Raw genomic sequence first — 12,608 nt, forward strand, 5'->3', positions numbered from 1 at the left:
GATGCAGCAGATTCAGACTTTACGGACGAACTCAGACTTGAGTTTCATCGGGCCGATGCCGTCGATCTTGCAGTCGATATCGTGGTCGCCGTCGCACAGACGGATGTTCTTGACCTTGGTGCCGACCTTGACCACCAGCGACGTGCCCTTGACCTTGAGGTCTTTGATCACGGTAATGGTGTCGCCGTCTTGCAGGACGTTGCCTACAGAGTCTTTCTTCACGGTTTCATCACCGGCTGCTTCGGCCTCGCCATTGGCGGACCACTCATGGGCGCATTCCGGGCAGATCAGCTGGGCGCCATCTTCGTAGGTGTATTCGGAATTGCATTTTGGGCAGGGTGGCAACGTGCTCACTAAAGCTCCTTGAAAGTCAGGAATGGCTAAAGTCGCACATTATATAGGGATTTGAGGCGCGAGCGGGGGAGTGGGTTGGCAGTGGGATCTGGATGTGGGAGCGGGCTTACTCGCGAAGGCGGTGGATCAGCTGGATATTTCTCACCGATCCACGGTTTTCGCGAGCAAGCCCGCTCCCACACAAGCCCACTCCATCAATCGTCTTCAGTGCGTACGCGCGACCGCGAACTCACTCAGTTCGACCAGGGCATCCCGGTATTCACTGGCAGGCAGGGCTTCAAGGCACTTGATGGCGCGGGCGACGTAGTCACGCGCCAGTTGCGCGGTGTACTCCAGGGAGCCCGAAGCTTCAACGGCTTCGCGGATGGCCTCCAGGTTTTCGATCCCGCCTTTCTGGATCGCCTTGCGCACCAGGGCGGCCTGTTCTGGCGTACCTTCGCGCATGGTGTAGATCAGCGGCAAGGTCGGCTTGCCCTCGGCCAGGTCGTCACCGACGTTCTTGCCCAGGGTCTCGGCGTCGCCCTTGTAGTCGAGCAGGTCGTCCACCAACTGGAACGCCACGCCCAGGTGATCACCAAAGGTGCGCAGGGCTTCGGCCTGTTCGGCAGTGGCGCCGCACAGGGCGGCAGCACTGTGAGTGGAGGCTTCGAAGAGCATCGCGGTTTTGCCGCGGATCACTTCCATGTAGGTTTCTTCGGTGGTGCTGGCGTCGCGGACCTTCGACAGCTGCAACACTTCACCTTCGGCGATGATGCGCGTGGCTTGTGAAAGAATCTTCATCACCGGCATCGAGCCCAGTTCGACCATCATTTCGAACGAGCGCGAGTACAGAAAGTCGCCGACCAACACGCTGGGGGCGTTGCCCCACATGGCATTGGCGGTCTCACGGCCACGACGCATGCCGGACATGTCGACCACGTCGTCATGCAGCAGGGTGGCGGTGTGCAGGAATTCGATAGTGGCGGCCAGCAGGCGCAGGTCATCGCCTTCGCGGCCCAGGGCCTTGCCACACAGCAACACTAATAAAGGACGCAGGCGTTTGCCGCCCGCCGACGTAATGTAGTCGCCAATTTTGGAGACCAGCGGCACTTTAGAAGTCAGCTGCTGCTTGATGATGCCGTCGACGGCGCTAAAATCGTCCGCGACCGAGCGGTAGAAAGCTTGGGGTTGCATCAGCGACAGTCGCTCCAGAAGGGTTGCGCGGCATGCTAGGACCCTCACCCCCGGGTGTCAAGGCGCGATAGACGGCCTCTTGCAACGCTCCGTTGCCTTGCGTACAATCGCGCACCCTGAACTTCCTGGGCAGCACCTGCCTTACGCAATTGCATTCGGGACGTCCATCCCATGCAGCCATGCCAGCCAATACCTCTTCTTATAAAGCGCTGGGTGAGCAGGATTATCGGAGAAATACCATGTCGTACGCAGTAATTGTTACTGGTGGCAAGCAATACAAGGTCGCCCCAGGTGAATACCTGAAGATCGAAAAACTGGAAGTCGCCACTGGCGAATCCGTTACCTTTGATCGCGTTCTGTTGGTCGCCAATGGCGATGACGTGAACATCGGCGCTCCAGTTGTTGCTGGCGCTACCGTTGTGGCTGAAGTGATCTCCCAAGGTCGTCACGATAAAGTCCGCATCATCAAGTTCCGTCGTCGTAAGCACCACATGAAGCGTATGGGCCACCGCCAGTGGTACACCGAGATCAAAATCACCGGTATTCAGGCTTAATTTCAGCCTAATTCCTCACTAGGAGAATTGACTCATGGCACACAAAAAAGCTGGTGGTAGTACCCGTAACGGTCGCGACTCAGAAGCCAAACGCCTTGGCGTGAAGATGTATGGCGGCCAGAAAATCATTCCGGGCAACATCATCGTGCGTCAGCGCGGCACCCAATTCCACGCCGGTTACGGTGTTGGCATGGGTAAAGATCACACCCTCTTCGCTAAAATCGAAGGCGTGATCAAGTTTGAAGTAAAAGGCGCTTTCAACCGCCGTTACGTGAGCGTTGTCGCCGCTTAATTGCGCGATCGCTGGAAAAGCCCTGTCTCGCGACGGGGCTTTTTCGTTTGTGGAGTGAGTCTCTTGCAAAGCTGTTTGTAATGAGCTCAGGCGCTGGATAGGCGGTCATTGTTTGAGGTCGCTGCGCTCATTTTTGCAAGAGTCTTATGTCTTGGTTTCTTAAGCTCGTCCATGCGACGAGAGGCGTTTTGTTATGAAGTTCGTTGATGAAGTTTCCATCCGAGTAAAAGCAGGCGACGGCGGTAACGGTTGCATGAGTTTCCGTCGCGAAAAATTCATCGAAAACGGTGGCCCCAACGGTGGTGATGGCGGTGACGGCGGTTCCATCTACATGATGGCCGACGAAAACCTCAACACCCTGGTCGACTACCGTTACACCCGGCACTTCGATGCCGAGCGTGGCTCCAACGGCGGCAGCACCGACTGCACCGGTAAAAAAGGCGAAGACCTGGTGCTGCGCGTACCGGTCGGCACCACAATCATCGACTCGGCCACCCAGGAAGTGATTGGCGACCTGACCAAGGCCGGCCAGAAACTGATGGTTGTGCAGGGCGGCTGGCACGGTCTGGGTAACACCCGATTCAAGTCCAGTACCAACCGTGCACCACGCCAGACCACGCCGGGCAAGCCGGGCGAGCAGCGTGACCTCAAGCTGGAAATGAAAGTACTGGCAGACGTCGGCCTCTTGGGCCTGCCGAATGCCGGCAAAAGTACCTTCATCCGCTCGGTCTCGGCCGCCAAACCGAAAGTCGCCGACTACCCGTTCACCACCCTGGTGCCAAACCTGGGCGTGGTCAGCGTGGACCGCTGGAAAAGCTTCGTGATCGCCGACATTCCAGGCTTGATCGAAGGTGCTTCCGATGGCGCCGGCCTGGGGATTCGCTTCCTCAAGCACTTGTCGCGTACCCGTTTGCTGCTGCACCTCGTCGACATGGCGCCGCTGGATGACACCAGCGCACCGGACGCCGCCGAAGTGATCGTCAGCGAACTGACCAAGTTCAGCCCGGCCCTGGCCGAGCGCGATCGTTGGTTGGTGCTCAACAAGTGCGACCAGATCCTGGAAGAAGAGCACGAAGAGCGCGTCAAGGAAATCGTCGATCGCCTGGAGTGGGAAGGTCCGGTCTACGTGATCTCGGCCATCGCCAAAGAAGGCACCGAGCGCCTGACCCGCGACATCATGCGCTACCTGGAAGACCGCGCCGACCGCCTGGCGGCCGACCCTGTATTCAAGGCCGAACTCGCCGAGCTCGATCAACAGATCGAAGACGAAGCCCGTGCCCAGCTGCAAGCCCTGGATGACCAGCGTGCCCTGCGCCGCAGCGGCGTGAAGTCGGTCCATGACATCGGCGACGATGATTGGGACGAAGAAGACGTGGATGATGAAGACGGTCCGGAAATCATTTACGTGCGCGACTGATTCGTTGCAGTAAACTTAAGCGCCGCTCACTCGAGCGGCGTTTTGGTATCTGGGTATACGGGTAGTCACTAAAGTAGTCACGAATAACGTTATGGGCCGCGCTGGGTCGCGCAGCCCTCAATCTAAGGTTGAAGATGATGCGGAGCAAAGTGACAGGTGCGCAGCGCTGGGTCGTAAAGATCGGAAGTGCGCTGCTGACGGCGGATGGCAAAGGTCTGGATCGCGCAGCCATGAGCGTCTGGGTCGAGCAGATGGTGGCCTTGCATGAGGCCGGTGTCGAGTTGGTGCTGGTGTCGTCCGGGGCCGTTGCCGCCGGCATGAGCCGCCTCGGCTGGACCGCGCGACCCAGCGCGATGCACGAGCTGCAAGCCGCCGCTGCCATCGGCCAGATGGGCCTGGTGCAAGCCTGGGAATCCAGCTTTGCCGAACATGGCCGCCACACGGCGCAGATCCTGCTGACCCACGACGACCTGTCCGACCGCAAGCGTTACCTCAACGCCCGCAGCACACTGCGCGCGCTGGTCGAGCTCAAAGTGATCCCGGTGATCAACGAGAATGACACGGTGGTCACCGACGAAATCCGCTTCGGCGACAACGACACCCTGGCCGCGCTGGTGGCCAACCTGGTGGAAGCCGACCTGCTGGTGATCCTCACCGACCGCGACGGCATGTTCGACGCCGACCCGCGCAACAACCCCGATGCCCAACTGATCTACGAAGCCCGCGCCGATGACCCGGCGCTGGATGCCGTGGCCGGCAGCGTCGGCGGCGCGCTGGGCCGTGGCGGCATGCAGACCAAGCTGCGTGCTGCACGCCTGGCCGCGCGTTCCGGCGCGCACACCATCATCGTCGGCGGGCGCCTGGAGCGTGTGCTGGACCGTCTCAAGGCCGGTGAGCGTATTGGCACGTTGCTGTCGCCGGAACGCGGCATGCTGGCGGCGCGAAAACAGTGGCTGGCCGGGCACCTGCAAACCCGTGGCACGCTGGTGCTGGACGATGGCGCCGTGTCGGCGCTGTCCCAGGGCAACAAGAGCCTGCTGCCAGTGGGTGTCAAGCTGGTGCAGGGCAGCTTCCGCCGTGGCGAGATGGTGGTGTGCGTTGCGCCCGACGGTCGTGAGATCGCCCGTGGCCTGGCCAACTACAGCGCCCTTGAAGCGCAGAAAATCATTGGACAATCGTCTGACGCGATTGTCGGACTATTAGGGTACATGGCCGAACCAGAGCTGGTTCACCGCGATAACCTGATCCTGGTCTAAATAAAGGGAATACACGATGCGCGTCATGAACGGAGTACTCGGCCTGTTGCTGGCTCTGCCGCTGCTGGCCTCGGCTGAAGAAATTGGCCAGGTATCGACGGTGTTCAAGTTTGTCGGGCCCAACGACCGGATCGTGGTCGAGGCGTTTGATGATCCCAAGGTTGATGGCGTGACCTGCTACCTGTCGCGCGCCAAGACGGGCGGCGTCAAAGGCGGCCTGGGCCTGGCCGAGGACCGCGCCGAAGCCTCGATCGCCTGCCGCCAGGTTGGCCCGATTCACTTCAAGGGTGAACTCAAGGATGGCGACGAAGTGTTCAAGGAACGCACCTCGCTGGTGTTCAAGACCATGCAGGTGGTGCGCTTTCTCGACAAGAAGCGCAATACCCTGGTTTACCTGGTTTACAGCGACCGTTTGATCGAAGGCAGCCCGCAAAACGCAGTCACGGCGATTCCGATTTTGCCGTGGCCGACCGCTCAGTAGCCGACAGGCGAGTTTTGTAATCGGCGTCTATGATTGCAGGCTTGCAGTCTGTAATCTCGAACGGCCGCAATGCGAAGAACATGGGATATCTGGAGTTCGTCATGAGTGCTTTCCACGACCTGAAACTCAAAGCTTTGGACGGTCAAGAGCTACCGCTGGCGCCCTTCAAGGGGCAAGTTGTGCTGGTGGTGAATGTGGCCTCCAAATGTGGCTTGACCCCGCAATACGCGGCGTTGGAAAACCTCTATCAGCAGTACAAGGGCCAGGGGTTTACCGTATTGGGCCTGCCGTGCAACCAGTTTGCGGGCCAGGAACCGGGCACCGAGGAAGAAATCCAGGCGTTCTGCAACGTGAACTACGGTGTGACCTTCCCGTTGGGCAGCAAGCTCGACGTCAACGGCCACGATCGCCACCAGCTGTACCGTTTACTGGCGGGCGAGGGCGCTGAGTTTCCTGGGGATATCACCTGGAACTTCGAGAAGTTCCTGCTAGGCAAGGACGGGCGAGTGCTGGCTCGATTCTCGCCGCGTACCGCGCCGGATGATCCGACAATCGTGCAGGCCATCGAAAAAGCCCTGAGCTGAACGCCACCAAAGGTTTTTATCGGCGAGTGCGCTTCTGTGACAAGCGCGCTTGTTGTGGCGAGCGGGCTTGCCCCGCGTTGGGCTGCCAAGCAGCCCAAAACAGACACCGCCATTAAGCCGATAAACGCGCTGGCTTCAAATGGGGCTGCTGCGCCGCCCAACGCGGGGCAGCCCCGCTCGCCACGGGTTTTTTGGTGATTCACTTCCTGACTTTTACCCCTTAATCACCCAGATCAATAGTGCTTTCAGGCGCTGCACACTGCTCATATTATCCGCATCATAAATACCTCTTCCGCGGAGTGCTCCCATGCCTGTCCAAGCCTTGTTCAAACCTTTCCAGCTCGGTGCACTGCAACTGTCGACCCGCGTGGTCATGGCGCCCATGACGCGTTCGTTTTCGCCGGGTGGCGTGCCCAATGCCAAGGTCATCGAATACTACCGCCGCCGCGCCGCCGCCGGCGTGGGCCTGATCATCACCGAAGGTACCGTGGTCGGTCATCAGGCCTCCAACGGTTACCCGAACGTTCCGCATTTTTACGGTGAGGCCGCGCTGGCTGGCTGGAAGAAAGTGGTCGACGCCGTACACGCCGAAGGCGGCAAGATCGTGCCGCAACTGTGGCACGTGGGCAGCGTGCGCCGTATCGGCACCGAGCCTGACGCCAGCGTCCCGGCCTACGGCCCGATGGAAAAACTCAAGGACGGCAATCTGGTCGTCCACGGCATGACCACCCAGGACATCCAGGACGTGATCAATGCCTTCGCCCAAGCCGCCAAGGATGCCCAGCGCATCGGCATGGACGGCGTGGAGATCCACGGCGCCCACGGTTACCTGGTCGACCAGTTCTTCTGGGAAGGCAGCAACCAGCGCACCGACGAATATGGTGGCAGTCTGGCCAACCGTTCGCGTTTTGCCATCGAACTGATCCAGGCCACCCGCGCCGCCGTAGGCCCGGACTTCCCGATCATCCTGCGTTTCTCGCAGTGGAAGCAGCAGGACTACACTGCGCGCCTGGTGCAAACACCCGAGGCGCTGGGTGAGTTCCTCAAGCCATTGTCCGACGCGGGTGTGGATATTTTCCACTGCTCAACCCGTCGTTTCTGGGAGCCGGAATTCGAAGGTTCCGACCTCAACCTGGCCGGTTGGACGCGCCAGCTCACCGGCAAGCCGACCATCACCGTTGGCAGCGTCGGCCTGGACGGCGAGTTCCTGCAGTTCATGGTCAACACTGACAAGGTCGCGCAGCCGGCCAGCCTGGAAAAGCTGCTGGAGCGCCTCAATAACGACGAGTTCGACCTGGTCGCCGTGGGCCGTGCCTTGCTGGTGGATCCGGATTGGGCGGTGAAGGTGCGCGAGGGGCGTGAGGGCGACATCCTGCCGTTCAGTCGTGAGGCGTTGACGACCCTGGTGTAAGAGGCGAAAGGGCGGGCACCGGGTGTCCGTCCTTGCACACGCCGCGTAACTGACGTTCGAACTGTTCGATAATCGCCGGCCAGCCCTGGCGGCTCGCATGTTGGCGAGCGTTCAGGCGCATACGGCGCAGGCTCTCTGCATCTTCCAGCAACCAATTGGCGGCATCGCAAAACGCAGCCTCATCCCCCGGCATCGCCAGCACGCCGTTGTAGCCATGGCGGATATGCTGGGTTGCGGCCGCCTGATCGTAGGCCACCACCCCCAATCCCGAGGCCATGGCTTCCAGCACCACGTTGCCGAAGGTTTCGGTCAGGCTGGGGAACAGGAACACATCGCCGGAAGCGTAATGCCGGGCCAGTTCCTCACCGCGCAGGGTGCCGCAGAAAATCGCCTCTGGCAGTTCCTTTTCCAGCATCGTGCGTTGGGGGCCATCGCCGACGATGATCAGTTTCATCTGGCGCAACGGATAGGTGTCTTGCAAGGTTTCAAAGCAGCGCTTGAGCAACCCCAGGTTTTTCTCCTGCGCCAGTCGACCTACGTGCAGCACGGCGATCTGCTCAGCGTTCAATGCCCAACTTTCACGCAAGGCGTGGTCGCGTTTCGCCGGGTGGAACAACTGGCTGTCGACCCCGCGCGCCAACATTCCCAGACGCTCGAAATTGCGCCGCTCCAGCTCCAGGCGCTGACTGGTGCTGGGGACCAGCGTCAGCGTCGAACGGTTATGGAACCAGCGCAAATAGTGCGTGACCATGCGGCTGAGCAGGCTCAAACCGTACTGGTTCGAGTACTGCTGGAAGTTGGTGTGAAAACCACTGACCACGCTGATGCCCAGGCGCCGTGCCGCGCGCAACGCCGACAAGCCCAATGGCCCTTCGGTGGCGATGTAGAGCACGTCGGGGCGCTGACGGGTCCAGCGGCGCAGCAACTTATGCATCGACGACTGGCCCCATTGCAGGCCGGGGTAGCCTGGCAGCGGCCACCCGCGGCACAGCAGCAGCGCGTCATCGCTGGGGCGGCTCTGATCGCTGCCCTGGCGTGGACGCACTAACTCGACCTGATGGCCTCGCGCGCGCAAACCTTCACACAGGCGGCCAAGGGTATTGGCCACCCCGTTGATCTCTGGCGGGAAGGTTTCGGTGATCAGGGTGATGTGAAGCGAAGCTGTCGTCATGACCCACAGTGTCACCGTGGGCCATGTCGTCATTGTGTCATTGGCATGATGGATTTATGACCGGGTCACTTTCTGCATCGCCATGGCCTCGGCGCCTTGTTCGCGCACCCAGAACAGCGTGGCTCCGGCCACCGCCGCCGGCATCATCAGCAGGTTGACCACCGGCACCAGCAGCACCAGGTAGACGATGCCGCCGAAGCTCATGCTCTGCCAGCGCTTCTGGCGCAGCCAGGCGAGCATCTCGTTCCAGCCCAGCTTGTGGTTGTCCGCCGGGTAGTCAATGTACTGGATCGCCATCATCCACACGCCGAACAGCAGCCACAACGGCGCGGCGATCAGGTTGACCACCGGAATGAACGACAGGATAAACAGGCCGATGGCGCGTGGCAGGAAGTAGCCCAGCTTGCGCATTTCCCGCGCCAGCGTGCGGGGCACCATCGCCACCAGTTCGCCCCAGCTGAACGGCGGGAAGTCGTCGGTGCCGCGCACCACCACTTCAACTTTCTCGGCGAGAAAGCCGTTGAAGGGCGCCGCGATGATATTCGCCAGCATGGTGAAGGTGAAAAACACCATCAGCACCACCAGCACCACAAACAGCGGCCACAGGATGTAACTGAGGAAACTCAACCAGCCCGGCAGCGTCGGCATCAAGGTGTCGACCCACAGGCTGAACTGATGGCCGGCGAAGTAGATCAAACCGACGAACAGCACCAGGTTGATCGCCAGCGGCAGCACTACAAACAGGCGCAGGCCTGGGCTCAATACCAGTTTGAGGCCTTCGCGCAGGTACTGCGGGCCGGAAAGAGCAGGGGCGGGCATTGGAGAACTCCGAGCAGGATGACAAACGCGCCGACCTTACCGCCTTTGCATCCTGGGTGAAAGCAGCGACATCAGCGGTAACATCTAAGCACAATGGCGTCGATTAATCGGGTGGCAGGGATAGAGACCACCTATGAGCTGGATTGTTATTCCGTATTTCCTTAATCTTGCCCCCCTCTATACGCTGCACCCATTATTTTCAGGATCTGCGAGTTCAAGCCTTCCCCAAGTGCTTCGCGGTCCTTTTTTATTCCAGCCGTTCTGTAGTCCGGACGGTCGATAGGAGTGAGTCATGTCTGATACCCGTCATTCGCGAGTGATTATTCTCGGTTCCGGCCCTGCCGGTTACAGCGCTGCCGTTTACGCTGCCCGAGCCAACCTCAAGCCGCTGCTGATCACCGGCATGCAGGCGGGCGGTCAGTTGACCACCACCACTGAAGTCGACAACTGGCCGGGCGACGTCCACGGTTTGACCGGCCCGGTGCTGATGGAGCGGATGAAAGAACACGCCGAGCGCTTTGAAACCGAGATTGTTTTCGACCACATCAACCAAGTCGACTTCTCGAAAAAGCCTTACAGCCTGACTGGCGACAGCGGCGTGTACACCTGTGACGCGCTGATCATCGCCACTGGCGCCAGCGCCCGTTACCTGGGCCTGCCGTCGGAAGAAGCATTCATGGGCAAAGGCGTATCCGCCTGCGCGACCTGCGACGGTTTCTTCTACCGCAACAAGCCTGTTGCCGTGGTCGGTGGTGGCAACACCGCCGTGGAAGAAGCGCTGTACCTGGCCAACATCGCCAGCACCGTGACCCTGGTTCACCGCCGCGAGACCTTCCGCGCCGAGAAGATTCTGATCGACAAGCTGCACGCCCGTGTCGCTGAAGGCAAGATCATCCTCAAGCTCAACGCCACCCTCGACGAAGTCCTGGGCGACAACATGGGCGTGACTGGCGCTCGCCTGAAAAACAACGACGGCAGCTTCGACGAACTGAAAGTCGACGGCGTGTTCATCGCGATCGGCCACACCCCGAACACCTCGCTGTTCGAAGGCGTGCTGGAAGCCAAAGACGGCTACCTGGTGGTGCAAGGCGGCCGTGAAGGCAATGCCACCGCAACCAACATCGAAGGCATCTTTGCCGCCGGTGACGTGGCTGACCACGTCTATCGCCAGGCCATCACCTCGGCCGGCGCCGGCTGCATGGCGGCTCTGGACGCCGAGCGTTACCTCGACGGTTTGAAAGACGCTTCGTTCTAACCCGTTTAAATGAAAAAACCGGCTGCGAGGCCGGTTTTTTTATGTCTGCGATTTATGCAACACCGCCGTTCAAATGTGGGAGCGGGCTTGCTCGCGAATGCGGTGTATCAGTCACCAGATGTATTGACTGCCACTCTGCATTCGCGAGCAAGCCCGCTCCCCCATTTTGATCTATGCCTGACTCAGGATTTGCGGGTCAGTGGCTGTGCGGCGAACTTCACACCCGCCAACCCATGCTCGATCAGCGCACGAATGTTGCCGTGGTCGCTGCCTTCAGGCGTAGCCACCACCGAGCGGTAATGCTCGCCAAACGCCAGCAGCGCTTCCTGATCGCTCAAGCCTTCCAGCAACGCCAGGCCCAGGGTCTTGCACGACCCCTCGTTCTGCCCGGCGGCGTTTTCCACGTTGCCATTGGTGAAGGCTTGCGGCTGGTAGTCGTAACCCGCGGCTACAAAAGCCAAGGTGTCAGCAAAGGCATGTTCGCCGCTGTTGAGGCTGGCGCGCAGGGTGTTCAAATCAGTCATGGGTTTTTCCTTTGGCAAACGCCGCCTGTTGCTCGGCATTGGCTTCTTTCTGGTATTGGGCTTTCCATTTGGCGTACGGCATGCCGTACACCACTTCACGGGCGTCATCGAGGCTCAGCTCGATGTGGCGCTCATCGGCCTCGGCCTTGTACCACTTGGACAAGCAGTTACGGCAGAAGCCCGAGAGGTTCATCAGGTCGATGTTCTGTACATCCTTGCGGCTGTCCAGGTGTGCCACCAGCCGGCGGAAGGCGGCGGCTTCAAGTTCGAGGCGTTGTTGATCGTTCATGGTGGTCTCTTTGAGACAGCTTCAAGCGGGCAAGCTTCAAGCTGCAAGTTGGAGTGTGGTCGGCCTTTAGCTTATCGCTTGCAGCTAGCGGCTTGCAGCTAGCGTTATCGAGACCGACTCGGCAAAGCGCAGCGCGTGAGGCTTGTCCACTTCGACTTCGGCGTACAGCACCGACTCGTTGCTCATCACCAGGTCCAGCAGCTCCTGGGTCAGGCGCTCGAGCAGGGCGAAGCGGTTGCCTTCGACGTGGGCGATGATGGCCTTGGTGATGGTGCGGTAGTTCAGCGCGTGATCGATGTCGTTGTCGCGCACGGCTTCCTGGGCGGCGTACAGGATGGTCAGGTTGATCAGCACGTCCTGCTTGTTGAGGATCTCGTCCTCGTTGATGCCGATAAAGGTGCGCAGGCACAGGTCCTTGACCCGGATGCGCGCCATGCCTGGTTGAAGTTGTGGCATTGCTACTTGCTCCGTCCAATCAGTTGCAGGAACTCCATGCGGGTGGTGTTCGACTCGCGGAACGCGCCGAGCATCACCGAGGTGTTCATGGTTGAATTCTGTTTTTCCACGCCGCGCATCATCATGCACATGTGCTTGGCTTCGATCACCACTGCCACGCCGGCGGCCTGGGTGACCTGCTGAATTGCGTCGGCAATTTGCCGCGTGAGGTTTTCCTGGATCTGCAGGCGTCGCGCGTACATGTCGACAATGCGCGCCAGCTTCGACAGCCCGAGCACCTTGCCGGTCGGAATATAGGCCACATGGGCCTTGCCGATAAAGGGCAGCAAATGGTGCTCGCACAGCGAATACAGCTCGATGTCCTTAAGGATCACCATTTCGTCATTGTCGGACGCGAACAGCGCACCGTTGACGATTTCGTCCAGGTTCTGCTCGTAGCCGTGACACAGGTACTGCATGGCCTTGGCAGCGCGCTTGGGGGTGTCGAGCAAGCCTTCGCGTTCCGGGTCTTCGCCCAGGCCTTTGAGAATTTCGCGGTAGTGTTGGGGCAGGGACAAGGTCATACAACATCC

Annotated in this window: 16 protein-coding genes; 8 read left to right on the forward strand and 8 right to left on the reverse strand. The window is 60.1% G+C overall.

The annotated features are described in order from the left end of the window. Positions 1 to 12: 12 nt before the first annotated feature. Positions 13 to 354: a zinc ribbon domain-containing protein YjdM gene (locus AACV02_RS04630; protein ID WP_017254008.1), complete on the reverse strand. Its 342-nt coding sequence runs from the start codon at positions 352 to 354 to the stop codon at positions 13 to 15. A 204-nt stretch (positions 355 to 558) separates the two neighbouring features. After that, on the reverse strand, positions 559 to 1,527 hold the full coding sequence (locus tag AACV02_RS04635; protein ID WP_119736712.1) for a polyprenyl synthetase family protein: 969 nt from the start codon (positions 1,525 to 1,527) through the stop codon (positions 559 to 561). A 239-nt stretch (positions 1,528 to 1,766) separates the two neighbouring features. Between AACV02_RS04635 and rplU the strand changes: the two genes are divergently transcribed. The 7 genes from rplU to AACV02_RS04670 all read left to right on the forward strand — a co-directional run bounded on the left by rplU (position 1,767) and on the right by AACV02_RS04670 (position 7,522). After that, on the forward strand, positions 1,767 to 2,081 hold the full coding sequence (gene rplU / locus AACV02_RS04640; RefSeq protein ID WP_007950961.1) for a 50S ribosomal protein L21: 315 nt from the start codon (positions 1,767 to 1,769) through the stop codon (positions 2,079 to 2,081). Between the two features lie 34 nt (positions 2,082 to 2,115). Further along, positions 2,116 to 2,373, forward strand: a complete 258-nt coding sequence (gene rpmA, locus AACV02_RS04645; protein WP_003176049.1) for a 50S ribosomal protein L27 — start codon at positions 2,116 to 2,118, stop codon at positions 2,371 to 2,373. A gap of 193 nt (positions 2,374 to 2,566) precedes the next feature. Next, positions 2,567 to 3,790 (forward strand): Obg family GTPase CgtA, encoded by a 1,224-nt coding sequence (cgtA, locus tag AACV02_RS04650; RefSeq protein ID WP_016976186.1) that lies wholly within the window; start codon positions 2,567 to 2,569, stop codon positions 3,788 to 3,790. Positions 3,791 to 3,927: 137 nt separating this feature from the next. After that, positions 3,928 to 5,046 carry a glutamate 5-kinase gene (gene proB / locus AACV02_RS04655; protein WP_026013771.1) on the forward strand — a complete coding sequence of 373 codons (1,119 nt, stop codon included), beginning with the start codon at positions 3,928 to 3,930 and terminating at the stop codon, positions 5,044 to 5,046. A 16-nt stretch (positions 5,047 to 5,062) separates the two neighbouring features. Next, complete coding sequence (locus AACV02_RS04660) at positions 5,063 to 5,527, forward strand: CreA family protein (protein ID WP_106578204.1); 465 nt, start codon at positions 5,063 to 5,065, stop codon at positions 5,525 to 5,527. Between the two features lie 101 nt (positions 5,528 to 5,628). After that, on the forward strand, positions 5,629 to 6,111 hold the full coding sequence (locus AACV02_RS04665; RefSeq protein WP_106578205.1) for a glutathione peroxidase: 483 nt from the start codon (positions 5,629 to 5,631) through the stop codon (positions 6,109 to 6,111). Positions 6,112 to 6,418: 307 nt separating this feature from the next. Next, a complete protein-coding gene (locus AACV02_RS04670) occupies positions 6,419 to 7,522 on the forward strand; it encodes an NADH:flavin oxidoreductase (RefSeq protein ID WP_119736714.1) in 1,104 nt (367 codons plus the stop codon). On the opposite strand, the gene AACV02_RS04675 is transcribed toward AACV02_RS04670, so the two are convergent. Continuing rightward, positions 7,491 to 8,693, reverse strand: a complete 1,203-nt coding sequence (locus tag AACV02_RS04675; protein ID WP_119736716.1) for a glycosyltransferase family 4 protein — start codon at positions 8,691 to 8,693, stop codon at positions 7,491 to 7,493. The two genes, AACV02_RS04670 and AACV02_RS04675, sit on opposite strands and share 32 nt — an antisense overlap. Positions 8,694 to 8,747: 54 nt before the next feature. Next, a complete protein-coding gene (cysZ, locus tag AACV02_RS04680; RefSeq protein ID WP_106578208.1) occupies positions 8,748 to 9,512 on the reverse strand; it encodes a sulfate transporter CysZ in 765 nt (254 codons plus the stop codon). A 292-nt stretch (positions 9,513 to 9,804) separates the two neighbouring features. Here cysZ and trxB point away from each other — a divergent pair, with 292 nt between their 5' ends. Then, entirely contained in the window at positions 9,805 to 10,767 is a 963-nt protein-coding gene (gene trxB / locus AACV02_RS04685) for a thioredoxin-disulfide reductase (protein WP_010206474.1), read from the forward strand. 182 nt (positions 10,768 to 10,949) lie between these two features. On the opposite strand, the gene AACV02_RS04690 is transcribed toward trxB, so the two are convergent. From AACV02_RS04690 to folE, 4 genes are all read right to left on the reverse strand, one after another. Further along, positions 10,950 to 11,291 (reverse strand): HopJ type III effector protein, encoded by a 342-nt coding sequence (locus AACV02_RS04690; protein WP_119736718.1) that lies wholly within the window; start codon positions 11,289 to 11,291, stop codon positions 10,950 to 10,952. Further along, positions 11,284 to 11,580 carry a DUF1244 domain-containing protein gene (locus tag AACV02_RS04695; protein WP_119736721.1) on the reverse strand — a complete coding sequence of 99 codons (297 nt, stop codon included), beginning with the start codon at positions 11,578 to 11,580 and terminating at the stop codon, positions 11,284 to 11,286. The genes AACV02_RS04690 and AACV02_RS04695 overlap by 8 nt, the downstream gene beginning before the upstream one ends. Positions 11,581 to 11,664: 84 nt before the next feature. Continuing rightward, complete coding sequence (gene folX / locus AACV02_RS04700) at positions 11,665 to 12,036, reverse strand: dihydroneopterin triphosphate 2'-epimerase (protein ID WP_003194073.1); 372 nt, start codon at positions 12,034 to 12,036, stop codon at positions 11,665 to 11,667. Between the two features lie 2 nt (positions 12,037 to 12,038). Beyond that, the gene (gene folE, locus AACV02_RS04705) at positions 12,039 to 12,599 is read right to left on the reverse strand and encodes a GTP cyclohydrolase I FolE (protein WP_053257937.1); all 561 of its coding nucleotides are present in this window, start codon (positions 12,597 to 12,599) and stop codon (positions 12,039 to 12,041) included. Positions 12,600 to 12,608: the final 9 nt, after the last annotated feature.

This window comes from Pseudomonas sp. Larv2_ips, from assembly GCF_963879675.1.
Classification (GTDB): domain Bacteria; phylum Pseudomonadota; class Gammaproteobacteria; order Pseudomonadales; family Pseudomonadaceae; genus Aquipseudomonas.

What these genes read in the sequence shown, in the direction of transcription:
- AACV02_RS04675 (WP_119736716.1), bottom strand. Translation starts at nt 8,693, where the DNA reads ATGACGACAGCTTCGCTTCACATCACCCTGATCACCGAAACCTTCCCG.
- folX (WP_003194073.1), bottom strand. Translation starts at nt 12,036, where the DNA reads ATGCCACAACTTCAACCAGGCATGGCGCGCATCCGGGTCAAGGACCTG.
- AACV02_RS04690 (WP_119736718.1), bottom strand. Translation starts at nt 11,291, where the DNA reads ATGACTGATTTGAACACCCTGCGCGCCAGCCTCAACAGCGGCGAACAT.
- trxB (WP_010206474.1), top strand. Translation starts at nt 9,805, where the DNA reads ATGTCTGATACCCGTCATTCGCGAGTGATTATTCTCGGTTCCGGCCCT.
- proB (WP_026013771.1), top strand. Translation starts at nt 3,928, where the DNA reads ATGCGGAGCAAAGTGACAGGTGCGCAGCGCTGGGTCGTAAAGATCGGA.
- AACV02_RS04635 (WP_119736712.1), bottom strand. Translation starts at nt 1,527, where the DNA reads ATGCAACCCCAAGCTTTCTACCGCTCGGTCGCGGACGATTTTAGCGCC.
- rplU (WP_007950961.1), top strand. Translation starts at nt 1,767, where the DNA reads ATGTCGTACGCAGTAATTGTTACTGGTGGCAAGCAATACAAGGTCGCC.
- AACV02_RS04665 (WP_106578205.1), top strand. Translation starts at nt 5,629, where the DNA reads ATGAGTGCTTTCCACGACCTGAAACTCAAAGCTTTGGACGGTCAAGAG.
- AACV02_RS04670 (WP_119736714.1), top strand. Translation starts at nt 6,419, where the DNA reads ATGCCTGTCCAAGCCTTGTTCAAACCTTTCCAGCTCGGTGCACTGCAA.
- AACV02_RS04660 (WP_106578204.1), top strand. Translation starts at nt 5,063, where the DNA reads ATGCGCGTCATGAACGGAGTACTCGGCCTGTTGCTGGCTCTGCCGCTG.
- cysZ (WP_106578208.1), bottom strand. Translation starts at nt 9,512, where the DNA reads ATGCCCGCCCCTGCTCTTTCCGGCCCGCAGTACCTGCGCGAAGGCCTC.
- rpmA (WP_003176049.1), top strand. Translation starts at nt 2,116, where the DNA reads ATGGCACACAAAAAAGCTGGTGGTAGTACCCGTAACGGTCGCGACTCA.
- AACV02_RS04695 (WP_119736721.1), bottom strand. Translation starts at nt 11,580, where the DNA reads ATGAACGATCAACAACGCCTCGAACTTGAAGCCGCCGCCTTCCGCCGG.
- cgtA (WP_016976186.1), top strand. Translation starts at nt 2,567, where the DNA reads ATGAAGTTCGTTGATGAAGTTTCCATCCGAGTAAAAGCAGGCGACGGC.
- folE (WP_053257937.1), bottom strand. Translation starts at nt 12,599, where the DNA reads ATGACCTTGTCCCTGCCCCAACACTACCGCGAAATTCTCAAAGGCCTG.